At 44.7% G+C, this 25,167-nt stretch carries 25 protein-coding genes; 18 read left to right on the top strand and 7 right to left on the bottom strand.

Going from position 1 to position 25,167, the window contains the following annotated elements; translation table 11 throughout:
* Nucleotides 1-51 precede the first annotated feature (51 nt).
* Entirely contained in the window at nucleotides 52-2,166 is a 2,115-nt protein-coding gene (locus tag IX95_RS04300; RefSeq protein ID WP_038157617.1) for a TonB-dependent siderophore receptor, read from the top strand.
* Nucleotides 2,167-2,203: 37 nt separating this feature from the next.
* On the opposite strand, the gene IX95_RS04305 is transcribed toward IX95_RS04300, so the two are convergent.
* Nucleotides 2,204-3,895 (bottom strand): S8 family serine peptidase, encoded by a 1,692-nt coding sequence (locus tag IX95_RS04305; RefSeq protein ID WP_235202578.1) that lies wholly within the window; start codon nucleotides 3,893-3,895, stop codon nucleotides 2,204-2,206.
* A 540-nt stretch (nucleotides 3,896-4,435) separates the two neighbouring features.
* Here IX95_RS04305 and IX95_RS26775 point away from each other — a divergent pair.
* Both IX95_RS26775 and IX95_RS26780 read left to right on the top strand, forming a co-directional pair.
* On the top strand, nucleotides 4,436-5,440 hold the full coding sequence (locus IX95_RS26775; protein ID WP_235202579.1) for a hypothetical protein: 1,005 nt from the start codon (nucleotides 4,436-4,438) through the stop codon (nucleotides 5,438-5,440).
* Nucleotides 5,437-6,165: an EAL domain-containing protein gene (locus IX95_RS26780; protein ID WP_235202580.1), complete on the top strand. Its 729-nt coding sequence runs from the start codon at nucleotides 5,437-5,439 to the stop codon at nucleotides 6,163-6,165. Before IX95_RS26775 ends, IX95_RS26780 begins: the two co-directional genes overlap by 4 nt.
* A 169-nt stretch (nucleotides 6,166-6,334) precedes the next feature.
* Here IX95_RS26780 and IX95_RS04315 read toward each other — a convergent pair whose 3' ends face one another.
* From IX95_RS04315 to IX95_RS04325, 3 genes are all read right to left on the bottom strand, one after another.
* Entirely contained in the window at nucleotides 6,335-6,550 is a 216-nt protein-coding gene (locus IX95_RS04315) for a hypothetical protein (RefSeq protein ID WP_038157149.1), read from the bottom strand.
* A gap of 40 nt (nucleotides 6,551-6,590) precedes the next feature.
* Complete coding sequence (locus IX95_RS04320; RefSeq protein WP_038157152.1) at nucleotides 6,591-7,919, bottom strand: hypothetical protein; 1,329 nt, start codon at nucleotides 7,917-7,919, stop codon at nucleotides 6,591-6,593.
* 170 nt (nucleotides 7,920-8,089) lie between these two features.
* Nucleotides 8,090-9,394: a dicarboxylate/amino acid:cation symporter gene (locus IX95_RS04325; protein WP_019277299.1), complete on the bottom strand. Its 1,305-nt coding sequence runs from the start codon at nucleotides 9,392-9,394 to the stop codon at nucleotides 8,090-8,092.
* A gap of 580 nt (nucleotides 9,395-9,974) precedes the next feature.
* Here IX95_RS04325 and IX95_RS04330 point away from each other — a divergent pair.
* The 13 genes from IX95_RS04330 to IX95_RS04390 all read left to right on the top strand — a co-directional run bounded on the left by IX95_RS04330 (nucleotide 9,975) and on the right by IX95_RS04390 (nucleotide 18,963).
* Nucleotides 9,975-11,186 carry an AraC family transcriptional regulator gene (locus IX95_RS04330; RefSeq protein ID WP_006960106.1) on the top strand — a complete coding sequence of 404 codons (1,212 nt, stop codon included), beginning with the start codon at nucleotides 9,975-9,977 and terminating at the stop codon, nucleotides 11,184-11,186.
* Between the two features lie 101 nt (nucleotides 11,187-11,287).
* The gene (locus tag IX95_RS04335) at nucleotides 11,288-11,488 is read left to right on the top strand and encodes a RebB family R body protein (protein WP_006960107.1); all 201 of its coding nucleotides are present in this window, start codon (nucleotides 11,288-11,290) and stop codon (nucleotides 11,486-11,488) included.
* Nucleotides 11,489-11,540: 52 nt separating this feature from the next.
* A complete protein-coding gene (locus IX95_RS04340) occupies nucleotides 11,541-11,807 on the top strand; it encodes a RebB family R body protein (RefSeq protein WP_006960108.1) in 267 nt (88 codons plus the stop codon).
* A gap of 23 nt (nucleotides 11,808-11,830) precedes the next feature.
* Nucleotides 11,831-12,091 (top strand): RebB family R body protein, encoded by a 261-nt coding sequence (locus IX95_RS04345; RefSeq protein WP_006960109.1) that lies wholly within the window; start codon nucleotides 11,831-11,833, stop codon nucleotides 12,089-12,091.
* A 53-nt stretch (nucleotides 12,092-12,144) separates the two neighbouring features.
* Complete coding sequence (locus tag IX95_RS04350) at nucleotides 12,145-12,408, top strand: RebB family R body protein (protein ID WP_006960110.1); 264 nt, start codon at nucleotides 12,145-12,147, stop codon at nucleotides 12,406-12,408.
* A gap of 59 nt (nucleotides 12,409-12,467) precedes the next feature.
* Complete coding sequence (locus IX95_RS04355; RefSeq protein WP_006960111.1) at nucleotides 12,468-12,761, top strand: RebB family R body protein; 294 nt, start codon at nucleotides 12,468-12,470, stop codon at nucleotides 12,759-12,761.
* An 86-nt stretch (nucleotides 12,762-12,847) separates the two neighbouring features.
* Nucleotides 12,848-13,276 carry a RebB family R body protein gene (locus IX95_RS04360; protein ID WP_019277223.1) on the top strand — a complete coding sequence of 143 codons (429 nt, stop codon included), beginning with the start codon at nucleotides 12,848-12,850 and terminating at the stop codon, nucleotides 13,274-13,276.
* Nucleotides 13,263-13,526 carry a hypothetical protein gene (locus tag IX95_RS04365; RefSeq protein WP_006960113.1) on the top strand — a complete coding sequence of 88 codons (264 nt, stop codon included), beginning with the start codon at nucleotides 13,263-13,265 and terminating at the stop codon, nucleotides 13,524-13,526. Before IX95_RS04360 ends, IX95_RS04365 begins: the two co-directional genes overlap by 14 nt.
* 11 nt (nucleotides 13,527-13,537) lie before the next feature.
* Nucleotides 13,538-13,810, top strand: coding sequence for a RebB family R body protein (locus IX95_RS04370; RefSeq protein WP_019277222.1), 273 nt, complete (start codon nucleotides 13,538-13,540; stop codon nucleotides 13,808-13,810).
* A 94-nt stretch (nucleotides 13,811-13,904) separates the two neighbouring features.
* Nucleotides 13,905-14,096, top strand: coding sequence for a RebB family R body protein (locus IX95_RS04375; RefSeq protein WP_006960115.1), 192 nt, complete (start codon nucleotides 13,905-13,907; stop codon nucleotides 14,094-14,096).
* A gap of 13 nt (nucleotides 14,097-14,109) precedes the next feature.
* A complete protein-coding gene (locus IX95_RS04380) occupies nucleotides 14,110-14,376 on the top strand; it encodes a hypothetical protein (protein ID WP_006960116.1) in 267 nt (88 codons plus the stop codon).
* Between the two features lie 161 nt (nucleotides 14,377-14,537).
* Nucleotides 14,538-18,059: a T6SS effector BTH_I2691 family protein gene (locus IX95_RS04385; RefSeq protein WP_235202581.1), complete on the top strand. Its 3,522-nt coding sequence runs from the start codon at nucleotides 14,538-14,540 to the stop codon at nucleotides 18,057-18,059.
* A gap of 10 nt (nucleotides 18,060-18,069) precedes the next feature.
* Entirely contained in the window at nucleotides 18,070-18,963 is an 894-nt protein-coding gene (locus IX95_RS04390; RefSeq protein ID WP_038157159.1) for a hypothetical protein, read from the top strand.
* A gap of 264 nt (nucleotides 18,964-19,227) precedes the next feature.
* On the opposite strand, the gene IX95_RS04395 is transcribed toward IX95_RS04390, so the two are convergent.
* From IX95_RS04395 to IX95_RS04405, 3 genes are all read right to left on the bottom strand, one after another.
* Complete coding sequence (locus IX95_RS04395) at nucleotides 19,228-19,782, bottom strand: hypothetical protein (protein WP_038157621.1); 555 nt, start codon at nucleotides 19,780-19,782, stop codon at nucleotides 19,228-19,230.
* Nucleotides 19,783-19,977: 195 nt separating this feature from the next.
* Entirely contained in the window at nucleotides 19,978-21,510 is a 1,533-nt protein-coding gene (locus tag IX95_RS04400) for a hypothetical protein (protein WP_229629425.1), read from the bottom strand.
* A gap of 10 nt (nucleotides 21,511-21,520) precedes the next feature.
* Nucleotides 21,521-21,769: a hypothetical protein gene (locus tag IX95_RS04405; protein ID WP_038157162.1), complete on the bottom strand. Its 249-nt coding sequence runs from the start codon at nucleotides 21,767-21,769 to the stop codon at nucleotides 21,521-21,523.
* Between the two features lie 300 nt (nucleotides 21,770-22,069).
* Between IX95_RS04405 and IX95_RS04410 the strand changes: the two genes are divergently transcribed.
* Together IX95_RS04410 and IX95_RS04415 are read left to right on the top strand one after the other, a co-directional pair.
* Nucleotides 22,070-24,052, top strand: coding sequence for a hypothetical protein (locus IX95_RS04410; protein ID WP_038157165.1), 1,983 nt, complete (start codon nucleotides 22,070-22,072; stop codon nucleotides 24,050-24,052).
* A gap of 186 nt (nucleotides 24,053-24,238) precedes the next feature.
* Nucleotides 24,239-25,153 (top strand): SDR family NAD(P)-dependent oxidoreductase, encoded by a 915-nt coding sequence (locus IX95_RS04415; RefSeq protein WP_038157167.1) that lies wholly within the window; start codon nucleotides 24,239-24,241, stop codon nucleotides 25,151-25,153.
* Nucleotides 25,154-25,167 lie beyond the last annotated feature (14 nt).

Here is a 25,167-nt window from a genome sequence, read left to right on the forward strand (position 1 = left end):
ATGCAAATGAGATTTATTCTTAATAAGAAAGCATTGGTACTTGAGGGACACATGACAACTCCAACAAATTTTAAGCGCTCAACACTTACTTTAGCGCTGCTTACCGCCTTTTCAGCCCCTGTAATGGCTGCGGATGAAGTCAGTCAAGATACAACTGAACTAGAAACCATCACTGTGATGGGTAAAGCCTATCGGAATACGGCAACCAAGACATCATTAGAACCTGAAGAAACACCACAAAGTATCTCGATTATTGAGGGAGAGCAGCTTGAACAGCGTGGTGTGAAGTCTTTAAATCAAGCGCTACGTTATGCGCCAGGTGTTGTGACAGAGCAGAAAGGTGCGGCTGTCACCATGTATGACACCTTTTCGATTCGTGGCTTTAAAGTTAACCAAAGCTACTATGATGGCCTAGTGCTCCAGTCTCTGGCTGGTTGGAATCTACAACCACAAATTGATCCGGTTGCGTTACAACAAATAGAAGTGTTTAAGGGTCCGACGTCCGTTCTATACGGTACCATGCCTCCAGGTGGTATGATTAACATGATCGCCAAAGCACCTCAGCAAGAAAAAGCGACCGAAGTCAGCTTTGCAACGGGATCGCGTAACCTTGTTGAAGCATCCATTGATACCACGGGTCAAATTGGAGATGGTCCACTTTCTTACCGCATTATCGCACTTGCACGCACTCAGGATGGTCAGGTCGACAATACCAAAGAAGAGCGCTATGTGTTTGCACCATCACTGGATTGGCAAGTGTTTGAGCGCACTCTGATTAACTTCAATATGTATTATCAAAATGATCCTGAAATGGGGATGAACTCTTCCCTGCCGTCGTCAGGTATGTTTGTTAGCAATCCAAATGGCTCAACATCACCTTCGACATTCATTGGTGACACAGACTGGAACACATTCGAACGTGAAGTGCTGATGCTGGGTTACAAGGTCAATCACGAGTTTGAGAGCGGCTGGACATTCTTGCAAAATGCTCGCTTTACGGATGCATCTCTCTATCAGGAAAATACCTATATGCCGAGTGGCGGGTTTGATCCATCGACAGGGAATATTGCACAGTTGGCTTATAGTACGGATGAGGAATCAACTGGTTTTACGATTGATAACCAACTTTCTGGCACCATAGATCTTGCTGGGGCAGAGCATAACATCTTGCTTGGCGTTGACTACCAGAATCTAGATGGTACCTCCGATCAAGTCTACTTCTCGACTCCATTTATGACGAACATCTTCAATCCAAACAGTAATTTGATTGATCGCGATAACATGGGAGCATCTTCTACTGCGCGAGATGAAGTGGAAGTAAAACAACTGGGTTTCTATCTCCAGGATCAAGTGCGCTTGGATAAACTGGTTCTGATTGCTGGTGGACGTTATGACTTGTATGAAGGCGAATGGTATGGCTCAAAAGCGGATCAAAACCATTTCTCTTATCGAGTTGGGGCTTTATATGAACTGCCTTACGGTTTCTCGCCATACGTTAACTACGCGACCAGCTTTGAACCTGTTACAGGTGGGAATGATGGCAAACAGTTTGTGCCAGAAGAGGGTAAGCAGATTGAAGGTGGTATCAAATACGAGTCAGAGGATTACTCGAAAGCGGCCACACTGGGTTTATTCCAGATTGTAAAAGAAAATATGCTTGTGGCTGATCCATCGGATCCGACATATCAAAGTAAGATTCAGGTCGGTGAGGTTACATCTAAAGGTATTGAGCTTGGAGGGCGATGGTTTGTTGATGAAGCATTGGATGTAAGCGCCTCTTATACGTATACGGATATGACAATCAGCAAAGATGTTCAATTTGAGGGTAAAACACCGATATATGTACCAGACCACACGGCAAATCTTTGGGCGAACTACTACTTCTATAACGGCGCGTTAAATGGCCTTAGAGTGAGTGGTGGAGGGCGTTATGTCGGTGAAATGCAAATTGATGCTCAGAACACTGGCAAGGTTCCATCCTACACTATTGCGGATTTGTCACTTGGCTATGACTTAGGCAGAGTCAGCGAGTCATTAACGGGCGCGAACGCTAATATTATTGTCAACAACTTGTTTAACGAAGAATACTATACCTGTTATGACAGCAATAACTGTTGGTATGGTGCTGAACAGACCATAGAAGTGAACGTTAAATACGAGTTCTAATTCCTGATAGAGAGTAGAAAAGCAGCCAAACTGGCTGCTATTCTTTGTTCCTAATACTAGTTACATGCTGAGGCTTGTACCTCTCGCCATACGCCCATTCCCCTCTGATGCCAGCTGTATCTCCTTTGGTCCACCAGTGGTTCTCCCAGAACTTACCGTTCCAGCTTACAAAATTGCCTGGTAGATCATAAGTCTTGGTCGCACTCCAGACTTCGCAGGGAGATTCATTGGCGGCAACATAATCAACATGCACTTGTGCCGTATCAATGAGTTTGCTGTCATTAGCTGTGAGCTCGAAGGTATAGCGCGTATCTTGTGCTGTTTCAGGAATATAAGCTCGGGTAGAGACTGAATATTGGTCAGTAATTACTACGTCGTGTGAACTGGGGGAGATGACCTTCCATCGGTAGCTGAGCGTATCACCATTAGGGTCATAAGATTGAACGCCATCCAGCTCAACGTAACCAGATTGGTTGACTTCAGTATGGCTTATTGTCGCTTTCGCGATAGGTGCAGTATTGATGTTATTGCTTTCTATCTGCGTATGTAGCAAGCGATTTGGTGAACCTGAGCCCACATCAAACAAGGCGTTTTCGGTTGTCTGGTTGATAAGCGTTTGTTTGAGCTCCTCTGTTGTGGCTTGCGGGTTCATTTGTAGTAAACGAGCTATGTGACCGGTAACATGTGGGGCTGCCATTGAGGTGCCATTCATTATTTTGGAACCACCTCCATCTGCCGCTGAAGTGATGTGATCACCGGGTGCGAAAAGTGAAACACAGTTTCCCCAGTTAGAGCTGTGGGCGCGGTAATCGTCATTAGTGGAGGAGCCGACAGTGATAGAGTAGTCTGAATGAGGGCTTTTGTTACAGGCGTCCTTATCCCTGTTCCCAGCGGAGTCGACAAACGAAATGTTGTGTACTTGTACTATTTCATCCACTGCGGTATCCATGGCCTCCCAACGAGAACCACGAGAGATACTGTAATTGATAACAGCAGGCTTACCTTGTTGTTTGGCATGATCGAGAATCCAGTCAAATGCGTTAAGAATCTTTTCGCCGTTGCCTTTGCCCTCGCAATTGAGCACCCGCACTGAATAAATGTCAGCTTCTGGGGCAATTCCAAAGCGATTCCCGGCTGCTGTTCCAGCAACGTGAGTACCATGTCCACGACAGTCAGACGCGTCACCGTCGTTATCTACAAAGTCCCAACCAGACACTGCCCGACCGCCAAAGTCTGAATGGGAGAGATCGATTCCTGAGTCGACGATATAGATTGAAACACCTTTCCCCGTATATTGTCCTACATCATAAGTTCCATCGAGTGGAAGGTTCCTTTGATCTGAACGATCCAACCCCCACGATGGGGCTGAGCTGCCCTGAATTTGAGTAGCGTTATCCGACGTAAATGTCACGTTTTTATACACCCCTTTTACTTTGAGGTGCTTCTTGAGTTGCTCTGCCTGCTTTTCGGATAACGTGGCTGAAAAACTCCTTAAGTTTTCGAAAGAACGGGAAATTTGCCCCTTGGACTTAGCCGAGTTCCGTGCTTCTCTAGTAGGGCTTTCGTCGATAATCTGTTGCGCGATATCCTTCACCTTGGTGTGAGGTGAATTGTTTTGGGCTGCAATATCTTTTAAAACCACAATATACGTATCATTCACATCAGCATGGGCTGGGAAGTATAATGCTGTTGATAAAATAGAAAGCGCTATTCTGGATTTAATCCTCATTTTTCATTTCCTTATGTACGGTGTATTAGAGCGAAATTGTTCTAGAGTCTTGAAATTGAAACTTCCGCTGTTGAAGCTTTTTAATTTGTAGCTAAGTTATTAATGATTGTTTAGTCAGAAATTGGTTTTATTATTATTATTAATAATAATGATTATTTATATTTTAATAATTTACTTTCAGTAGTGGATATGGTGCTAAGGAGGTGTAATAAGAACTGAATGATTTTATTTACTTGTTCGTTAATAATAGAAAGATAACTAGTGGTGATTGAGGTATCACAGTGATAATCGATCTTATTTTTGCTTTTATCCTACTTTTTTCTTGTTTTTATGACTTTGTCTAAGGTTAGATAGTTAATCGCCATACTTTAGAAAATATAAATAACCAGTTACAAAATATGCATCATTAATCTTATGAATTCACATGGATACTTTTGTGACATCAATGGTTAAATAGCTTTAATTAACTCTGTTGGTTATATCCGTAAGCTCATTTTAACTCGAATAAAAAGTCTAATAAAAACATTAACGGGGTAAGGGATGTTCTATTCATTTAACTTAAGTAATGATAGATCGCTAAGTTTAATTCTTAATGGGAGCTTGTTATACAGCGTTGAGGATAAAGCAAAGAAACTGGAATTTGATTTAAACGATAAGGAACGTTTTGTTTTAGAGTTTTTAGTCGAGAATTCATCAAGGGAATTTCCGTCAAGCCCGAGGGATATCGAAGCCGCATATAAAGATTATTATCAGGGTGAATTTGGTCTATATGCACTTAAAAACACAATTGCATCATTGAGAAAAAAGTATAAACACCTTGTTGCTGAATACAGTGGCTCTATGGAAGACAAAGAACTGATTGTTAATGTGTTTAAAAAGGGCTACTACGTTGACCTAGATCTTATTGTAAACAATCAAATTAAAGAAAGCATCGTTGCTAACTTCAATAGTTATAAGCCTTCCAATCTGGAGATGCTTTGGCTCTTTCTGAAAATCTACCATTTGACGGTGTTAAACAGAGCGACGAAGGCTCTTTCACTCGCAGGCTTTGTTATTGCACTTCTCTATGTTTTCCAAATTTGGCACTTGAGCTCCATTGTTGGGAAGTACAGTTATAATACGGATCAAGTGGCACAGGCACTTATGACTCTTGGTTGTCATGATCGTGAAACCGTGACGGCGTTTAACCGATCGTTGAATCTGGATTCAGCGCTGTTGCTTGCAGAATCTCAGTCCTGCCTTGTCGATCGAGATGCCGTCAAAACGCTTAGCAGAGAGCAGGTAGAAGAGTTTCTGGGGTTACCTCAATTTGTTTACACGATTAGAGAGAACTTACCAAGCGGTTCGGTGGTGATCGGCCGAATTTCTGTCAGTGCAATTGAGAACCGCTATCGAAATAACCTATGGCCTGTGCTCATCGATGCCGTGACTATAAACAATAAAGTCTCTAACGTCTTTACGACGGGAAGTCAGTCGGGCATAGGGTATTTAGTGCGACCTTTGACAACGGTACTAGTGTCGCCTTCTATAGTCACAATTTGTTGAGCGAATGGCTAAGTCTATTTGTTGTGTTTTTGGTTGGCTTTTATGGCAATCGATTGCTGCGATTTGGAAAGTTTTGTCACGACTGGGCAACACTGCGCTACAAGCTCGAAAAGATTATTGATACCACCTGCAAAAGCGTCCTTTATCATGAAGTGTTAACTAGAGTGAAGCACCGCACGGCACTGCAATATATCGCAAACCTAACGCAAAACCAGCTCGTCACTTTTCATACTGTTCTGATAGCCAAAACGATAGCCAACGCCCGAGCTCACGGAGTCGTTGGGGTATATGGTATGAACTTATGTCCAAGCTCACTGTTAAACAAGAACTTCTACGCTTTGGAAAAGTACCTCCAGATTTTGGAACCCAATGAGGTGGTTTTAGAACTGACCGAGAACTCGAACCAGCCATATAGCAAAGAAATCTACGCCAATATCACTCACCTTAAATCGCTGGGCTTTCATATAGCATTAGATGACTTTGGTACCGGAAACAATAACGTTCAGATTGTTCAGCGAGTGTCTCCAGATTATCTCAAAGTAGACAAAGAATTTATTCGAGGTATTGAGTCGAATGAAGTCAAAAAAAAGCTGCTCATGACACTATCGGATATCGGCACCATGTCGGATTGTAAGATCATACAAGAAGGTGTTGAAACCATCGAGCAGCAGGAAATCTTGTGCAAACTTGGCTATCGATTTCAGCAAGGCTACCTCTATAGCTAGGACATGAGCCATGAATTCTTTTAATTATTCTCTAGAGTTATCAGAAAACCAGTCATTGCAGTTACAGTTTTTCCGAACAGCCTCATAAAATCGCACTAGGCCCTAACCATGAGTTTGGTTGGGGCCTTTCATATTGAGCTATTCAAAATGGCATGAATGACAACGGACTTTACAAAGAGTCAAATCGAGAGGTTTTTTCAACTATTACTTTAATCCCATCTATAAAGGAGGGGAGCTTTCTGTTTGCAACTTCTGGGCAAGCGGAATAAACCACTAAACAAGGTGTTTTGTTGCTCTCGGTAATACCAACACCGATGACACCGTCTACCTTCATCCACTCATCTTGCCACTTAGCTTGTACTTCTTCTATTGTGAGTTTTTTCATCCTAAATGAGGCCCAGAGAGTTCTCTGGGCCTTTTAGATATCAAAAGTTAGTCGTCGTGGTATTTGAGCAGACATTCGTGTCTTTTTCACAAACCTTATGGTTGTAGCTCCCACCACCTTTATTGTTGATGTTATCTGTGTAAAACCCAGTGTTTCCTACAGTAGCAACAACGTTTCCGTCCCTATATATATCAACGTCCGTTGCGGCACTGCCTGACCACTCAAGATTCGCTTTTTGGAGCCCCTTAACTTTGTAGCCTGACGTTGTTAGTGAGATATCGCCACTTGGAGGTGGCGGTGGTGGAGCTTCAGAATCGATTGTCACGTTGAATCGAGCTAAAACTGGATCGATTGGTGAAGCTATAGTGCGAGTTGACGAACCAGCAAATAGCAAGCCGACAGGGTTATTTCCCTCACTTGTTACTATCAAAGAGCCAGAATCACCGCCAGAACTGAACGAACCATCTGAAATACTTATTTGTCCTACGAAACGAGCCAATTTGGTACATGTCGTGCTGCCCTCGTAGCACACGTCAACTGTCACGTTGATTGCCGCAACGATACCTTGAGTAAAGCCAGTTGTTCTACCGTACTTTTTCACAGATTGATTGAGCGTTGCATTCACAGTTTGTGAATTTGGTATTCCGTACCCGTCTTCCGGAGTAGAGGTACCGAGCTCTCCAGTACTGGTGAGAGCGACAGCGGCATCCATAGTATTCTCAGCCCCTCCGAATAGAATAGGCTCATAGTCTGTGAGTGTGGCAAAGGTATCACCATTTTCAACACCACCATCATACGGTCCAGGCTGTAGCATGTTTTCTGGAATACTGGTGTCATTTGAGTTGGCAAAAACGTGATTGTTACTTAGTGCAAACACATTTGTACCATCTGTTACACGAGCGCCAATTGTGCCTGCCGTAATCGCTGGGTGGCCAGTAGATACTCCAATGGGCACTGGTCTATCAAAACGTGCCGTAGGGTCAACAGGATCTGGGTCTGGCTCGGGGTCGGAAAAACACTCAGGAGGGCGTTGAGATGGTGGACCTCCACAGGTTGGAGGAGCAAAGGAATAAAAGCGGCCAGTATAGACTTCCTTCACGGTAACGCCATCTAACCATTTTGGTATACCTTTTGGCGTTGGTGTATCAGTAAAGACCACTATTACGCCGGCACCACTTTCATCTACAGACAAGCCATGGCCGACCACACCTGAAGTTTGCATGAGAGACTCATTGTGTTTTTCCTGAGCTGCTGCGGCGACAGCGAGTCCGGGGGGAATTTCAAATGGAGGAGCAGCGAGGGCTATCAAAGACCATAGTGTACTGATTGATATTGCAATCAGTTTTATAAACCAATGTTTGAACTGCATAACTCAATACTCCTCTGAAAGTTTATTGATATTAGTGTCAATTATGGTTGGTTAATCGATAGTTTGCGTAGGTATTTGGAGGGGTTTAAGGAATAAAAAATAGAACTGTTTGACCCATAAAGAGAAAACCCGGGAAATAATCCCGGGTTTATTTTGCTTCGGCAGAGGAACTAGGCTTCAGAGCGCTTCAGATGAACTTCTTCTTCTTTCGCACCGGCCATTGGGTCGTTGAAGCGTGACTCATCCAGAGCACCTTCTGACTTAGCGACGATAACTGTTACCGCGCTGTCACCTGTGATGTTTACAGCAGTACGGATCATGTCTAGTAGACGGTCTACACCCATAATTAGTGCGATACCTTCTAGTGGCAGGCCTACTTGGTTAAGTACCATTGCTAGCATGACCAGACCTACGCCCGGAACACCAGCCGTACCGATAGACGCAAGCGTTGCTGTCATGATCACCATCAGGTAATCACCCATAGTCAGGTCAATGTTGAATGCCTGAGCAATAAAGGCTGTCGCAACACCTTGCATGATGGCCGTACCATCCATGTTTACGGTTGCGCCTAGTGGAACCGTGAACGAAGAAATACGGTTATCAACGCCCATGCGGTTTTTTGCGGTTTCCATCGTGACAGGGATTGTCGCGTTGGAAGATGCAGTCGAGAACGCAAACATGATGGCGTCTTCCATCTTCTTCAGGAAGGTTATTGGGCTAAGACCAGTGAAGCCTTTTAGCATCACGCTGTAGGTAACTAGGCCATGAATTACAAGTGTACCCGCCAGAACGAGGAAGTATTCTGCTAAGTTCAGAATTGCACTCAGACCTAGACCCGTGAATAGCTTCGCCATTAGGAAGAACACACCGTAAGGAGCTAGGTTCATCAGTAGCGCAACCAGCTTCATGATGACCTCATTAAGGTCAGCAAATACAGCGGCAATACGCTCACCTGGTTTACCCGCGGCACTGATCGCGATACCAAACAGTACAGCAAATACGATGACTTGAAGTGTTTTACCTTCAGCCATGGCGCTGATCGGGTTGGTTGGGAACATGTCGATAATGACTTGGCCCAGAGACGGTGCTTCTGCGGATTTGAATGAGCTCGCTGCGGTCAGATCAGCACCTGCACCTGGCTGGAATAGGTTACCCATAGTCAGTGCAAGCGTAATCGCAACAGCGGTTGTAGTAATGTAGAAAGCGAGTGTTTTACCACCCATTCGGCCTAAAGTAGATAGGTCTTTCAGTGAGCTTGTACCACAAACCAGTGAAACAAAAACTAGTGGGACAACAAGCATTTTTAAGCTGGCAACGAAAATCTGGCCACCAACTTCAAACAGTCCATTGACGATGTATGTGTCGACAAATCCGTTGTCGGCAAAAAGGCTGCGAATCGCAAAACCTGTCAAGATACCCGCAACCATGCCCAGAATTACTCGGCTGGTTAGCGACATTGGTTTCTTGGTATTCATAGTGAACACTCCTTATAGTTATGCACCTTGAGTTCACTTCAAGGCGTGCAGGAGGTTATCAGTCGAACCGGAAAATACGAAAGTAAAATGCATTATCAGATTTATAGATGTGATCTTTATCACTGGAGATTATTGGGTTTTAACTCTGTGATAACAATTTTAGTTAAATGTTTTATCTAAGTATTTTCAAATTTCACATCTTGTTTGGGAGGTGTTAAAAAACAAGTCATTCTCATTACCTGTGGAATTAGGTGCATATGGAGGTCGGATGACTTGATGCTTGCATAGATAATCAATAGTTATGCACTTTTTAGTGTGCCTGATAGAGAGATGTTAAGCCCTTTTCATCGAAATGACGCACGGTTTTCCTTTGCCATCACTTGTTTCTCGTGCGTTGGGCGTGGATAACAACAGTTATCGTGTTAATTATTCCTTTGTAAATGCTAGTCACTTCATATTCAACGGGTTTCTCACTGCTTTAACCGTGAATTTAGCCAATAACACCAATTTACCTAGGGATGTTCCCCTTAGCATAGAAGCTCGACGTCAGAGACTACATTAAAATAAAGGAATAATTACAATGTCAGAGCTAAGCTACGCCAATACAGGAGCGGCCGGAAATGGCCTTCCTATGGTACTTAATAATTACAATTCGTTCCCACATAACCCTGTCAATAGAAGTGGAGCAGAGTACCCTCTGCTAGGCTTATCCCCTTCAATACAGAGAATCCAAAGTCAGATTGAATTTGCTGCCAGAACCAACTATCCGGTATTTATCAGCGGAGAGACAGGGACGGAAAAACGCTCCATCGCCTCTCTTATTCATCTCAACAGACTGGAAGGTAAAGGCCGTTTTATTCTTATCCCGCCAACCATCCATAATCAGTCACAATTTAAAGCGTATCTAGAGAGTAGCCTCAATCGAGCGAAGCAAGGCACTTTGTATCTCTCTGAAGTCGATGTGTTGCCACAGGAAAAGAAGGACTATCTGACCACCTTATTCAGTCAGGAGGAGTTTCAAAGTTGCTTGACTGAAAAAAAGGTCCAGCTGATCGTCTCCTGTACCGAGTCAATCAACAGTGCGGAAGGAAATCGGCAATTTTTGGCTAAGTTACTGGGGACAGAGGTTCCGCACCTAGAGCTTCATATCCCGCCAGTCAGGGAGCGTAAACAAGACCTCTCCAACCACATCGACCATATACTCAATAAACTCCAATCCTTTACTACTACACGATTTACCCCCGAAGCGATTCAGCTTCTTCATAAATACCACTGGCCGGGCAATGTTGAGCAGTTGCAGCGCGTCATTGTGACTCTAGCGTCCTGTTGCAATAACAACATTGATGTTGAAGACATTCAGAATCTCGATCTTTTCCCCGAAAGTGAAACCTTCGACATTGTTGAAGCGGTATTAAGCCAAGAGTTCAGTGGATTCCGTCATCTTCATCCAGGATTGCTAAAAGCGCTCAACTATATGAGCGAGAACTTCACCGAAGAACTGACGCTAGCCGATCTCTCTAACGCGGCGTTTACTAGCCAGTCCCACCTCTCTTATCTATTCCGCCAGCACATTGGCTACTCATTTAAATCATTACTGGTACAGGTGCGTATCTGTTATGCCAAGCAGCTGATTGATGAATCACCGATGATGAAAGTGACGGAAGTATGCCTGCAATCCGGGTTCGGTGACCTGAGTCATTTCGAAAAAATGTTCAAGAGAAATGTTGGCTGCACACCACGTCAGTACCGACAGAAAGAACGAGAAAAAGCGCGTCTCTTTGCGACGAATTAAGTTGGTGAAAAGGCCGCAATTCTTGATGGATTCGACCAAGTTATAAAGCGGACTTCTTCTTAATATGGAAAGCATAGAGACGAACATCAAGAGCCTCTGAAATGGAAATCAACATCGAGAAAATGCTGAGTCAATTTACCCCGACAACATCGCGCAATATGTACCTCAACATGGTGGCCGATTCGTTAGGGAAAGCATCACAAAATGCAACTCATGCTCAGCAGCAGATTCAGACCATAGTAGTCACCAATACGGCGTTAGGTTCCGGGTTGATTTATTCCATTGCAGCAAAAGGGTCTTAGTCAGTTTTGAGGTGCAATGCGGCACTTCTTAACCAGCAAAGGAGCATTTGATATGCCAGTAAATGATGCGGTCACCGATTCCGTGACGCAAGTAAACACCGAGGTAGTGGGTGATACCCCCGCTGTTGCGAGTGGAAACCTGTTGCTTTCTACCAGTCAGGCAATGGGCATCTCCGCACTCAACAGTACAGGGGCGAACCAACAAGCGACTTTGGTCCATCAGTCTTCGACAGTGCAGGGAGTGAACTCTTTGCTCGCTACAGGTACCGCGGTTATAGGCCGTAGTGTCGAACTCATCCTAGAACCTAGCGCAAGCTAATTAACTGAAATTAGGAGCAAATTATGCCAGTTAATGAACAAGTAACAGACTCAGTAACACAGGTGAACACGAAAGTTGTTGGTGAAACTCCAGCAATGGCAATGGGTAACCTGTTGATGTCTACCAGCCACGCTTTGAGTAATGCTGCTCACAACGCGACGGCTGCACAGCAGCAAGCACAAATCACTATGCAGGCTGCAACAGTACAGGGTGTGAACTCTTTGATGGCAATCGGTTCTTCGGTCATTGGCCGTGGTGCTGAAGGCATCATCGAAAAAGGCTAATTACAGCCAGGTTGGAAAAAACTAATTGTTAACAACAAATAAGGAACGAAACAATGCCAGTTAATGAACAAGTAACAGACTCAGTAACACAGGTGAACACAAAAGTGGTTGGTGAAACTCCGGCAATGGCAATGGGTAACTTGCTAATGTCTACCAGCCAAGCGTTAGGCACTGCAGCTCACAACGCGACAAGCGGCCAGCAGCAAGCACAAATTACTATGCAGGCAGCAACGGTCCAAGGCGTTAACTCGCTTATGTCTATCGGTTCTTCGGTTGTTGGCCGAAGTGCAGAAGGCATCATCGAAAAAGACTCGTAATGCCATACGCACCTTTGTCAGTCTGATGACTGGCAAAGGTGTATTTGAAGGAGATGTGAATGAAAACGGTAAACACACCCCCTGATCAGGCAGAGTCAGCATTCCACGCGGCGAATCAATCTGTGGCTCAGTCCACCGCCATGGCACTTGCGGATGCAACAGACAATCTGCGCAACCTGAACACATTGAGTACCACTGCGATTGGTACGGCGTTAAGCCAACTTCTGGAAACGGGTGATCCTAAGTACATGGACATTATCGACCAGGCGCAAAAAGTGGTGACGAACGGCGCCGAAAACTTCGGTGTGGTCGGCGATAAAGTAGCGACTGTGCTACACGATCGCTCTCAGTAACTATTGCTGTTCTTCTCATTTCCATTTCAGGTTTGTGAGTTCAGCATTCGTTTCAGCGCCTGTTGAAGGCATCACAAGGAGTGAACATGAAAGAGCAGGATACAAGATTCGAAAACGAGTTCGAACAGGAACTCTCGCAAAACGCTATCGACCAGTTTAATACGTTGCAGGCGTTCTCGTCGCAACCAACCAGCTTGCTGGAAACCACATTGGCTGACACGTTAGGTTTGTCCATGCATAACGCGGTCAGCACTCAGCAACAGTCTCAAATGACCACCGCGGCTTCGGTGACGAACGCCTGCGCCCGACTACTTCAGACTCAAACTCGACCGACGGTTGAGGCGAAAGTTGAGCCCAAAACCGAGCCCGCCATTTTTGTCGATGCCAGTCATCGGTTAGGAAGAGAGGACGGTGGCAGTGAAGACATTCAGGAAGAGGCTGAAGATAAAAAACGCTCATTCAGCTTGTTACGTTTTCTGAAGAGAAACAAAGGGGCGAACGATGACCAGCAATGACACGATGAAGTTTGATGTCAATGAACAGCTCAAACAGATTGAGTCGTTCACCGAGCGGCAACAACAGGACGTGCAAAAGTTGATTGCAGAGTCACAGAAGCGTTTTGGTTCAGGCCAGGTGACTGAGTCCATCGATGAAGTGGAAAGCGCGGTTACGGGGATGTTGGATAACATCGAAGGCCAGCTTGAGCAGGAAATCAGCAAAATCAATCAGCAGCTGCAGGAGCTGCTGCCAAATGAAATTCAATAAGTGAGGTTATCATGCCGAAAAAAGTCAACGAGCAGATCACGGACTCTGTAACTCAAACCAATACTCAAGTGCTGGCGGGATCACCGGCTAATGCGATGGGTAACCTGTTTACCTCTATGGGCTTGGCGATGTCGAACCTGAACAATAATGCGACTTCAGCACAGCAACAGGCAAACATTGGTATGCAGGCAGCGACGGTACAAGGTGTCAACGCACTAACGGCTATAGGCACTGCAGTTTTGGGTCGAGCAACAGAAGCGATCGTCGAAAAAGACGAAGAATAAACGCCAGCACACTTTGATTTTCTTGCCAAAAGTACCATTTGACCCAACGGCCAATTCAGTTAATGACATTGGCCTTTTGTTTTAGGAGTGAACCATGAGTGATAAAAAAAGTGCGGAAGACCTCAAACAAGTGTCAGAGATGATCGATCAGCTGACAGAGTCAGCCATGTCAGACACCATGGGTCTGCACATGCAAAATGCCGTGACCATACAGCAAGGTATGCAGGCAATTAGCAATGCTTCAACCTCGACAGCTTGCGCCTTGATCCTCAAAAAAGGCGGCTAACGGGTAGCCGCTCATGTCGAATGAGAGCACGACTGACAAGGCCAAACAATCGGTCGCTCAATCTACTGCCATCGCAGTGCAAGACGCTGCCGACAACTTGCGTAACCTCAACACGATAAGTACCACCGCTATCGGTGTTGCTCTGTCCGAACTTCTTGCCACAGGTGACCCAAAATACGTTCAGGTTATCGAGCAAGCTCAGAAAATCATGGAAAAAGGCACCGCTAACTTTGCCGAATTGGGTGAAAAAGCGGCTGATGTGGCAAAGAAGTTTGGTTAGTCAGGCGCTCAAGAATTTGTTTAAAAACACAACTTCTTGTTCAAATTAGCAAAATGTTGTGTAACCAAGAAAAGAAACATTTTAATCATTTGAATTAGTTAACTTTTTATTAGGTACGCTATTTGCTTAATCCAGATAATTTTTGTCCGTCTGGTGTAACTATGAGCAACCACAACCCCCTTCCTCCTAAGAAATCCATGTTTTGGAACGATCAGAGATTCAGCCATGATGATGCGGTCACAGCGTATGAGCAAGATGGCACTCTTACATCCTTTAATCAGATGTCTGACTTGGAATCTGATGATCTTGCCGGTTCACCACCTGAGCACAGCATGTTTTGGGAAGGGGGGACGGAAAAAATTGAGCCGCCAGAACAAGGCGTCCCCGAAGAAAAACTCAACCTTAAGAAAAAAGAGGTAGAAGGGGAAACGATTAATATTGTTCCTGTGCGTTACGCGATAGATGAAATCGAAGACCCGGAAGCTGAGCCTGCTACAAAGCCATTTGGATTGCCTGAAGAGTGGAAGGGGAAAGGCTCAACAAAATACAGTTCAGATTCAGGCTTAAGTTATACGCTAAGACAACTGCGTGATGGTTGGCTATACGTTTATGACCACATGACAAAAGAGCTCGATGAATACGAAGTAAAGGGCGTGAACTTCACTCAGTATCTGATGGGCGAAAGTGAAGATCCTGAACTAGGCAAAGACAGCCGCGGTCAGGCACAAGAAGCAAAGCCTTATATCACTTATTCTACGAAAACCGCCATTTCATGTGTGTTCTCAAAACATCGTTGGAGCTGGGAAAGCTACGAAAGAGTCCGTGCTGGCGAAGCGAAGAACGGCCAGTTTATGTCTACTCGGGCATTAAAGCTGCCAGATGCTTCTGATGTCGGCGATATTGAGCTGTTATCACAAGTGGCGGATATAGAGGAGAGTGCGGTTGAGGACCTGCGTTTTGCTAACAGCAGTGTTCTAACCTCGGTGGATAGTGAGTACCCAGATCTAGAAGTGAAACCTGTGGCATCCGCAGCCGAGATTAAAAGTGCTTTACCACCTGAAGAAGCAGCTTGCATCATGGCAATTGATGATTACTTGGCAGAAGGGCGGGATGTGTCTGCGTATTTTGTAGGTGTTGCGTCTCCTTATCGGTTGTTCGAAGAACAATACACCAACCAATGGGCTCTGATGCAAACCGCCATGCAGCTTTGCATGTTTGGCTCAAAAGATGATCTCAAGATGCCATCTATCGTCAAGCGAAGAGGCCAAGAGCTTGAGTTCTATAAAGACCTTTCTAGCTATTATTCGAGCCGGAGCTACTATGACATTGCCAAAAGTGTGGAGGGGAGTTCTGAACGCTTTGATGCGCTTAATAAAGAACTGAATAAACTTTATGGCTCCGATATGTCTTCAGCCATGGAGTCAAAAGAGGCGTATTTTGAAGAAAAATACAATGTCTCGCCTGCCAAACTAAAAAGCTACGATACATGGGCAGCAACAGATAAATGGAGAAAAATGCTGGACTGGCAGCGAATGTTCTCTGAAATGGAGGAGCTGACCAAGAAGCGCGAGGAACTCTTCGAACCGGTGGCAAAGGTGAGAGAAGATTTTCACAAGAACTTAGAGAAACTTTCCCCGCACCGTATTGAGTGGCTGATGGACTTATGGGATAGGGAAACTCAGGATGAGTTACTCCACTATCACATGCAAATAGTCGAGGCAGTCACTTTTATCCAAAGTGAACAAGATCAAGAATTTGTTGCCGCACAATTTGATAACCCGACGACGATTATCCCACTAAACACCAGTGGTTTTAGCCGTGAGCTATTCAGTATTCTGGGTTCCGCTATTCCATTAAGTATCGATGATGCATCAGCGATTTCGGCGGATCAGCAAACAGAACCTTCAATGCAGGACAAGTTTGCTTCGGCAGCTTCAAACTGGGGAAGCGCTACAGGTATTTACAGCAAGCTGGTGGATTTTCTAACCAACGAAGATGTTTATAGCAGTGAACTGCTTAAACCTCTGAGTGACGGAGCCAAGAATATTCACCTGCTTATCAACGAATTTGTTGAAGCGCTGTCACTTGCTGCGCCAAAAACGAGTGCCAGCTTCATCGCTCAGTCATCCGTACTGGTTTTATCTGCAGTTGCCCCGACTGCCACTGCGAATACAACTTACATTAGAATGGCCATGGCTGAACGCCTTGCTCTCAAGATGGGGCTGGAAGTGCCAGATGACTATTCAACGAAATTTGTCGAGTGGCGAGATAAGATCAAACGTAATGAGGCAACTTTAAAAGAATCTAAAGAGATGGTGGATGCGTTTAATCGTAATGATAAATCAGTATCCAAGAGTGCTTTCAAGGCAGCTCGGGAAAAATACACCAACGCTAAAAAAGTACTCAGAGCCAGCATGTTGGAGTACCCACAAAAGATTGTCTTACCGAGAGATTTCGCATCTGCGATGGCAAACGCACATATGGACATCCTTAAGGGTAAAATTGACAGGCTCGGAGATTACTATAAATCGGTAGGCGGGCTCGGCTTCATCGGTTTGTTATTCAACCTGATTTCATTTCATGACGCCTTGGAAGACGCATTTGAGGATGATTTTGTTCAGACAGATGAGTATCTGGCAATTATTCAAACAGGGATGTACTCGCTTTCTGCAGCAGTAGGAATTAGGGTTGGCACAGCATGGACAGAGGTAAGTGGTCGAGATCATCTTCGAAAATCATCCATTAGAACTTTGATTCGAAGCCGCTTCGAATCAGGAGTTAAAGCTGGCGAGCTTAGAAGCTTGAGTAGGTACACTAAGTGGTTAGCAGCAACAGCCACTATTGGGTTGATAGCAACTGTAATTGAAGGTTACCGCGTATATCAAAAATACGTGGTAAGTTCTGGAGTTGAGAAAACCTTACTTATGACTCAAGGCATTTCCATTCTTGCATCTACCCTTGTTCTTGGGGCGCAAGCATTTGGCTATACAGGCATGCTATCAGTTTCTCTGACTGCTGGGGCGCTTGCTACAGGTATTCTAGCCGTAGCCGTGATCATTTATGTTGCGACTAACTTTCTTTTGGAGGTTTATAAGAAAGATGCTTATCAAAAGTGGTTATCAGAACTACCTTGGGGGCGTGGTGAAAATCGGTTGAAATGGAGTCAAGACGCTGATTTAGAGTCAGAAGTTTCTACGAATGTAGCCGTTGTAGACAAAGCGTTGAATAGCTTGAAAAAGGTTATCCAACAGCCAGTTGTTAAACAAACAGCAATAAATGTTGTTGAGCCCAATTACCATGGGCCTGCTGCCGCAAGTGTTGTACAAAAGGCGGTTAAAGTAGATGTAATCCTACCTAAGGGGATTAATATTGATTCCTTTAATGTATTCAGTAATATCGATATGTCTCTCGCATTCGATAATAAATGGTCGGTTGACCAGCAAGACGGTGGTTCTAAAACACTTTCGTTTCAATTACCCGTTTCAGCGCTTGAAAAATATCTCACTTTGAAAATTGAATATATTGTTTTTGAAGGATTATCAAATGGAAAAACTATTAGAGATGCTTATTTCTATCAACATGTTATAAAAGAAAATATCACCTATACATCAGAGTTCGACACTGTGAAGATAGGCTTGTATAAACCTGAATTGACAAACAATAGTCTGGCAGTAATTTATTGAGGTTTCGTTAGTGGCATATTTACCATTCTATATAACTCCAGAAGAATTTACCGAGTTAGAAGATAAACAAGAGTCAGAGTTCCGAGAAGAAGAAGGCTCAATTTGTTGGACTAGTTACAACCTAGATGAAAAAGATAGATGGTTGAGAAAAAGGTGGTGGTTGCTCGGCCACTGTTTAGTGTCTACCTTACTTATTGTAGTTGGTATGATCGCTGATTTTGAAATGTGGATGCGTATGGAAGGCCTTGCGCTTGCTACTATGATTGTTATTCCTGTGGTAGGTTTCGTTACTTATATTAGCTACGCGTCTGATGACCGGTTTGACTATGTTTTCTCTAAAAGAGGAACAGTTGTTTTTCAACGCTTTGGTGAACCCGATTGGGTACCTGTTGCTGTGAAAGGTATGGGCATTATAGGCAGTGTCGGGTGTATCATTTTAGTTGCTGTTGTTGGGCCTGCCGCTTTGGTTGGGCTTGGCGGTTTTATGCTAGTATCGTTTGCTTTAGTGTCTAGAAAGCCTCATGAGCCAACACGAAGAGTCGTACCTGCAGAGCAATATCTAATGGTTAAATATAACCGGAAGCGTAATGTAATATGTATTTTTTCTAAGCTAGATGTATGTATGCCTTCTCCGCATGAAGAAGATTCTGTATTTCGTGCTCAGTCAAAGGGAGAATTATACCTTTTCCCTGAAAGTTCAGCTCAATTCGACAAAATATTGAAAACGCTGAATGATAGTTTGACTATCAGCGTGGAAGAGGAGGACGACTTGGAGGCTCTTTTTGAAACGAAAAAACGACCTCAGATAGTCAAAGCGGTTCGTCGAGCTAGGGCCACTTACTCGATGGAAGATGCGGTTAACAAACGTCACCTACCGACGCCACCACCCAAAAAACCAAGATAAAGCATGACTTAATGCCTAAGCCAAAAAGATGCCTCGGTTAAACGAAGAATGACTTGTGAATACCTTGTAGAGTTTGGATTGAAACTCGAAAGGTAGGAAAGTGAATGCGGATTTTAGACTTAATTTTCATTGTTTGGTTGAGCTTTTTAACGCTTTATCAGTTCAATACATTGTTCCAGCTGCTTGTTGATGGTTGGTTATAGAGAAAGCCCATAGAGATCAGTCCCTATGGGCTTTTACTTTATAAGTGGCTTATCAAGTCTTCTACAACACTCTCAAACATTGCTCTGGCGGAAGACTGAGCAGCGTATTCGCAAAGTGAATCTTTTCATTGCGCCACTGCAGCCCAGCTTCTGGGCTTTCCTTGGACCTTCTGTCTGCCTCAAAATAGCTGTGTCTCGGTAAACCGTCGGCAGGCGTCATGACCATGGACTGCTCATTGACTCGCATCGTAAACAAGAACTGGCCTCGTTGACCCGATTGAGCACCTGGGTGGTGCAAGGTGGTGTCACAGCAATAGCGCTTATCGCGTAGCGCTCGGCAGGTGTATTCAAAAGCATCCTGTGTGCCGCGACCGGGGAAGGCAGTATAGATACTGACTCCATCTCGCTGTAATACTTCACTACCTGCGCCGAGCTGAACTGCGTATTGAACCAACCTGAAACCTAACACCAATCCACCGACACTATTAATACCGCTGTATTGAATAGCCCCCGCTAAATCTAGGCATAGACGGTCATCGTTTTCATAAAGGTAAAGTTCCGGTGAAGCCCACTCGCTTTGAGGAATTAGCAGTTCAGTGATGTCTGGTTGATTCATGTTGGCCTCCGCCGTTAGCTTGATATCATCAGAGTGATAATTTATACGAATGAAAATCATTATCAATAATTAAGAACAAAAATTTTGGCGTTGATTGAATGAAAGTTCAACTCGGAAAGGCAAGAAAAGTCACCTTGTGGGAAGAAGGAAAGCCCATAATGGTTTATGGGCTTGAGGCGAACCATATAGAAAGAACTAAACTCTCAATTTACCTGCGAGAGTACTGATAGCGGCGTCTTTTCTACACGTCATGATTTCGACAAACTTGTGCGGTTTTTGCTCCACCAAGTGGAAGATTGTAATCAGTGCTAGGCGCACCTGAGCATCATTGTGGTGATCTTTATTGTGAATCAAATCGGCTACTTCTAATAGTTTCTGTGCCTGAGATTTGTCACCATCGCTCACACCTGTTTTTCTCGCTACCCATTTAAATCCACTGTAAGCAGAAATAAGCAGACCGAATGGCGTGACTTTGAATGAGTAGCGCACGGCCGCCCAATCAATATTGTCGATTGCCAAGATGATGGATGCCATAACAGGATCGTCGTCTTTGAGTTTGAGCGTCTCTTTGCCATGTTGCTTGAGATCGTATAGAAGCAGCTGTTTGGCCATGTACACATTGAAATCGACCGTTGCGGTTAACGGAGTCAGCAAGTTTCCACCGAAATGGAGACCCAACGCCGTTCCGCCTTTACTGGCAATCTGGCCCAGTGCAAACCACAAAATACTGCGGGCATTATCTTTTAGTGTTGATGGAATGCTGGTGATTTTATTAGTGAACCATTCCAGCCAGGTTTCTTCGCTGGTCTGACGTTGAGTTGCCTTAATTAAATCAAGCATTGGGTTTACTTGAGTAATGAGTGTATCTATCGAATGGAAGCCTGCGAGTGGCATTTTCTCAAATGGAATTGAGACGAAATGGATTGATTCAGGCGCCTTGATTTCAGGTGTCGGAAAATCAAGCTTTTTCGTGATGACTTCCAGTTGTTTCTCAAAGAATTTGACGAAATCATCCTTGCTCGCGGGGGTGTCGCTACCAAATAATCCGCTACATACTACATAAGGTGCTTCCGCAGTGCTGGTGACATCATGTGTGTCATATTTGATTTTCTGCCACAAAAAGTTCATCGCTGTGATGGTTTGCGGAGAGTATTCGTTGCAGAACAGGTTAAAGGAATCTGAGCTGATTAGCTGCATTAACCAATCGGCATAGTTTGTGGAAGCGGGGTTAGTATCAAGGATATCTTTCGGGAGCTTTTTAGGATATTCCGATATCTCGGTTTTAATGCCATTGAAGCTGGTCTTGAGATCGGCATACAAAGCTTGAGCCATCGCGGTAGCATTGGATTTCTCTAAAACAAGAGGGGAAACAAGGCTGGGGCATAGTTTACTTGCTTTGGCTAGGTGGACTTGAGCGCCACTCAAGCTCTTAACGGATTCTTTCGAGCTTGAGTTGATAAGCGAATCCAAGAAGGAGGAGTGTGTACTCACATTTTTGTCGGCGAGTAAATCTGACAGCACAGTCTGCATGTGAGCTAAAACAGTCGGAAAGTCCTGATATAGGAAGTACACGAAGTCGCCGCTACTGAGCAGTGAATGCGTCCAATCTCGGTACTGAACTTTCTCAGGTATGGTGTCTACGTCCATTTTTCTCATTCCATTTTCCCAATCCCCTCGGCTTTTGAGGATTGAAGCCAAATGCTTACATGCTCTATTTCTAATGGTCATCACGGGCTCCTTACTGTTCTTCAGAGTTAATGTTTTCTAACTCTGTGAGTTGCTGCCACAGATACTCATCCATAGCTTGTTGTTGGCTGGTTGTGAGAGGGGCACTCTCGTTGTCAGTTGAGCTGCCTGAAGCCCCCTGTCTTAACGGGTTAGTGTTGGTTGGCATTGTTGTCACTCCAATTAGGTTGAATGGCTGGACGAAGCGTCCAAGGCGTGGAATTTCAAAAAACGTCAGACGTTGTGCTGACGAATCACACATGAAGTGGTTCAACTATATGAATCTACCGGTGGATTCACTCAGGCTTAGCTGTGATCTTCTCGGGGTATGCAATGCTGAGTTGAGAAATGGAAGCGACTCGCTGACTTATGAAACCAACAAAACTCGTCATTGGTTCGCCTAGGTTTCACATCGGTTCGCCAAAGTATTGGAGCCATCGCATCGCTAGAGTGGAGGAAGCCGTGCGTCTTCATAACTGCTCAACATTTGAGCCGTGATTAGTCAATAAAATTCACGTAAAGGCGCGCTTCCAACCTTTAGTTCAGTAAACAGGAATCTAAGATGCCAATTAATGCCATTCAGCAAAAAGCGCGTGAAATCAAGCGTCGTGTTGATAGTGAAATTACCGAGAAGTTTCTTGAAGTTGTAGCAGTACCTACGGAAGCTGCGGCGTTAAGAGCCGATGCGGCGCTGCGTACGAAAGCGGGTCTCAACACTAATAACATTTATTACCATTACCTAAAGGGCGGGGCTGCGTTAACCAAGTTGGATACTGGTGGACACCCGACGAGTGACTGGGATTTTCAGGTGATGCCGGATTTGGCCACCTACACCAAGTGGGCGACAGGTGCTAATCCAAACGCGGAGCTTAATACTGTCCATGATGCAATGATTGAAGTGCTAGAGGATGCCGCACAAGCTCTGAGAGCGGGTGTAGGGCCAAATGATGTCACTGTGGGTATGAATACCACGATGAATAACTGGCTAACTGGAGAGTTACTGGGAATCATTGAAAATGTGGTCAGAGAAGAGACCGGGCTCGTCGGGCCAATAACTGTGGCGTATCGGGATAACCAAAGTCGATGCTACCAAGTCGGTCGCGATATGCGTTATCTGCCTGAATGGGATATGCGTAACCATCGTTTGTTCAACAATAACACTCAGAGAATTGAATTTGGCCTTGGTGATACGGTTTCACACGCGATGACCGATAATATCAGTGGGCTAGGATATCAGGCCCAGTGTACTCCAACCATCTATGTTAACCATACCATCCCCGGCTTCTTGCTCTACCGTTTGGCCATTGTGTATGACTTCAGGATCACCCATGGCGGTAATACTGAGGATATCCGATTTAAATCTGAAGTTGTCGACTTATCGACACCGCGTATGGGCAACCCTGAATCCTATATTTCAGCTAAGGATGAAGTGACGGTATTGCACGATGACCAGAACGGCGATTTTAAGATCCCGGGTTGGCGCTATATGCTGTTTGAAAACCTACTGCTTATTGGTGAAATTGAATTAGGGGTGAGTGGTAGCCCACATAAAGAAGCAAAGAGAAAGAAACGGGCAGCTGCTGCCATGTATGCCATTGCAGGTTTGAACAACAACCGAGCGAATCTTAAAGCTCTTGGAAACGCGGCAACCATTCAAGAAATTCCCAACCAGCAAAACGGTACACATCGTAGAGGTATCATCCCACAGGTAAAATATGACCTGCTCGGTAAAGTGAATCACTTTGCGGCTTCCGTCAATGAGCAAGGGCCGACCGGTGACGTGATTGGTTACATCAATAAAGCAGTAGAAGGTAATTATGACTTAGCGATCACGGGGTCGGGTTTGCAGCTCACCGCGGCTTGTGATCAAAGTAATGTAAACAAGCTAATGAAAAATCTGCCTAACCTTAAAGCCTGCATTCTTAATCCTTTAACCTTCTCTCAAGTCAACACCGCACTATCAATACTGCTCAAGCCAAAATCGAAAAAGGTCAATCCAAACGACAAATTCAAAGTGGTTAACGATGCTTTGTTGAGTGCTTGGTTGCAACTTGACAGTAAGGACTTCTTTAAGAATGTGGATTTCCCTCTGGGGCTAGTCAATCTTACCGTTAATACTAATGCGTATAACGACATTAAAGGTCGAGCTGTCGATCTGAAGAGCAAAAAGTTTGGCACTACCAATATCCATAATGTTCGAGTGATTGAAACAGATGACTCGAAAGAGATTCTGGTCAGTTTTAATAGCCAGATACAACAAGGTATGAACCAACGAGTATTGAATCAGAATAACCGGGCTCATACGACTTACATCTGCTTTACTCTTGATGATGATTTGGATGGGAACAACCCTTCTAACAGGTATTACGAAGCGGTTGGTGATCAGAACAACGGGCCGTGGGCAGCGTTGGATTCATGTGTGCCGTACAAGCTCAAGTCTTCCAATTGTGAAGATTTGTTGGGTATTTATTTGCAAACGATCATGCTGGTCCAAGTGCGCTATCCACTGATGGAGCTGTATCGTCAGTTGAAAGCGAGAACCTAGTCGATTTAAGGAAACAAAAATCCGCCATTAACGGCGGATTTTTTGTTTGTGCAGGAGAGGGGAGTCAAATTGAAATCACCTCAAAGAGCGCAAGAAATATCAAAAACGGCTTCATCTGAGTTGATAGAGTTTCACCATCAAGACGGCGCATTAGCCGCCACAATAGTCGAAATTTAGAGGTGAAACATGGTGAAGAGTGTATTGATTACCGGTGCGAATGCTGGTTTAGGTAAAGAAACAGCGAGACAGCTAGCGGCCAATCAAAACATAGAGAAGATCTATCTAGGATGCCGCAATTACACTAAAGCTCTGATTGCCAAGCGAGAGCTGGAGGAGCAAACCGGAAGAGCCATATTTGATATTGTGGATATCGACGTTTCTGATCTTGCATCGGTTAACGCGGCGGTTGAAGCCCTACCTGAAGCGGTGGATGCACTGGTGATGAATGCAGGTGGCACAGGTGGCGCCCGCTTTCATGAGCGTAACAGCGCTGGCGTAACCCAAATCGTTGCGGTGAATTTACTCGGTCATGTGGCGCTGACGAACGGTCTGCTAAAAGCCAATAAACTCAACAAGGTCGCATTGTATGCCGGCTCTGAAGCGGCACGTGGTGTGAAGTCGATGGGAATGAAACGCCCTGAGCTAAAAAGCTCATCAGTTCAGGAATTCGCAGACATTTGTGAAGGGCGATTATACAACCATCAAAAAGATGCGACGGTCCCTTACGGGCCTGTGAAGTATATGGCGGCGCTTTGGATGTCGTCCATCGCTCGTGAGTATCCTCAAATCCGCTTTGTGACCATGAGCCCAGGCGCGACAACAGGTACGGAAGGCTTTGATACTCTTAGCCCAATGCGTCAGTACATGATGAAGGGAATGATGCAGGTCATGTTGATGTTGGGAAAAGTGCATAAATTGGAAGTGGGTGCACAGCGCTTTGTTGATGGGCTGCTGGATGACAAATTCAAGAGTGGCGCTTTCTATGCCAGTGAGTCTGGGTTAACGGGTCCTCTGGGCGAGCAGAGTAAGTTGTTCAAGGATCTTGCAAACGTTCATATTCAAAATAATGCGCGTGCCGCGATTGAAAGCTACATAGCGTGATAACCATGATGTTG

The organism is Vibrio sp. B183 (genome assembly GCF_000740665.1).
GTDB classification, from domain to species: domain Bacteria; phylum Pseudomonadota; class Gammaproteobacteria; order Enterobacterales; family Vibrionaceae; genus Vibrio; species Vibrio coralliilyticus.

What these genes read in the sequence shown, in the direction of transcription:
- IX95_RS04300 (WP_038157617.1), top strand. Translation starts at nt 52, where the DNA reads ATGACAACTCCAACAAATTTTAAGCGCTCAACACTTACTTTAGCGCTG.
- IX95_RS04305 (WP_235202578.1), bottom strand. Translation starts at nt 3,895, where the DNA reads ATGAGGATTAAATCCAGAATAGCGCTTTCTATTTTATCAACAGCATTA.
- IX95_RS26775 (WP_235202579.1), top strand. Translation starts at nt 4,436, where the DNA reads ATGTTCTATTCATTTAACTTAAGTAATGATAGATCGCTAAGTTTAATT.
- IX95_RS04315 (WP_038157149.1), bottom strand. Translation starts at nt 6,550, where the DNA reads ATGAAAAAACTCACAATAGAAGAAGTACAAGCTAAGTGGCAAGATGAG.
- IX95_RS04320 (WP_038157152.1), bottom strand. Translation starts at nt 7,919, where the DNA reads ATGCAGTTCAAACATTGGTTTATAAAACTGATTGCAATATCAATCAGT.
- IX95_RS04325 (WP_019277299.1), bottom strand. Translation starts at nt 9,394, where the DNA reads ATGAATACCAAGAAACCAATGTCGCTAACCAGCCGAGTAATTCTGGGC.
- IX95_RS04330 (WP_006960106.1), top strand. Translation starts at nt 9,975, where the DNA reads ATGTCAGAGCTAAGCTACGCCAATACAGGAGCGGCCGGAAATGGCCTT.
- IX95_RS04335 (WP_006960107.1), top strand. Translation starts at nt 11,288, where the DNA reads ATGGAAATCAACATCGAGAAAATGCTGAGTCAATTTACCCCGACAACA.
- IX95_RS04340 (WP_006960108.1), top strand. Translation starts at nt 11,541, where the DNA reads ATGCCAGTAAATGATGCGGTCACCGATTCCGTGACGCAAGTAAACACC.
- IX95_RS04345 (WP_006960109.1), top strand. Translation starts at nt 11,831, where the DNA reads ATGCCAGTTAATGAACAAGTAACAGACTCAGTAACACAGGTGAACACG.
- IX95_RS04350 (WP_006960110.1), top strand. Translation starts at nt 12,145, where the DNA reads ATGCCAGTTAATGAACAAGTAACAGACTCAGTAACACAGGTGAACACA.
- IX95_RS04355 (WP_006960111.1), top strand. Translation starts at nt 12,468, where the DNA reads ATGAAAACGGTAAACACACCCCCTGATCAGGCAGAGTCAGCATTCCAC.
- IX95_RS04360 (WP_019277223.1), top strand. Translation starts at nt 12,848, where the DNA reads ATGAAAGAGCAGGATACAAGATTCGAAAACGAGTTCGAACAGGAACTC.
- IX95_RS04365 (WP_006960113.1), top strand. Translation starts at nt 13,263, where the DNA reads ATGACCAGCAATGACACGATGAAGTTTGATGTCAATGAACAGCTCAAA.
- IX95_RS04370 (WP_019277222.1), top strand. Translation starts at nt 13,538, where the DNA reads ATGCCGAAAAAAGTCAACGAGCAGATCACGGACTCTGTAACTCAAACC.
- IX95_RS04375 (WP_006960115.1), top strand. Translation starts at nt 13,905, where the DNA reads ATGAGTGATAAAAAAAGTGCGGAAGACCTCAAACAAGTGTCAGAGATG.
- IX95_RS04380 (WP_006960116.1), top strand. Translation starts at nt 14,110, where the DNA reads ATGTCGAATGAGAGCACGACTGACAAGGCCAAACAATCGGTCGCTCAA.
- IX95_RS04385 (WP_235202581.1), top strand. Translation starts at nt 14,538, where the DNA reads ATGAGCAACCACAACCCCCTTCCTCCTAAGAAATCCATGTTTTGGAAC.
- IX95_RS04395 (WP_038157621.1), bottom strand. Translation starts at nt 19,782, where the DNA reads ATGAATCAACCAGACATCACTGAACTGCTAATTCCTCAAAGCGAGTGG.
- IX95_RS04400 (WP_229629425.1), bottom strand. Translation starts at nt 21,510, where the DNA reads ATGACCATTAGAAATAGAGCATGTAAGCATTTGGCTTCAATCCTCAAA.
- IX95_RS04405 (WP_038157162.1), bottom strand. Translation starts at nt 21,769, where the DNA reads ATGTGTGATTCGTCAGCACAACGTCTGACGTTTTTTGAAATTCCACGC.
- IX95_RS04410 (WP_038157165.1), top strand. Translation starts at nt 22,070, where the DNA reads ATGCCAATTAATGCCATTCAGCAAAAAGCGCGTGAAATCAAGCGTCGT.
- IX95_RS04415 (WP_038157167.1), top strand. Translation starts at nt 24,239, where the DNA reads ATGGTGAAGAGTGTATTGATTACCGGTGCGAATGCTGGTTTAGGTAAA.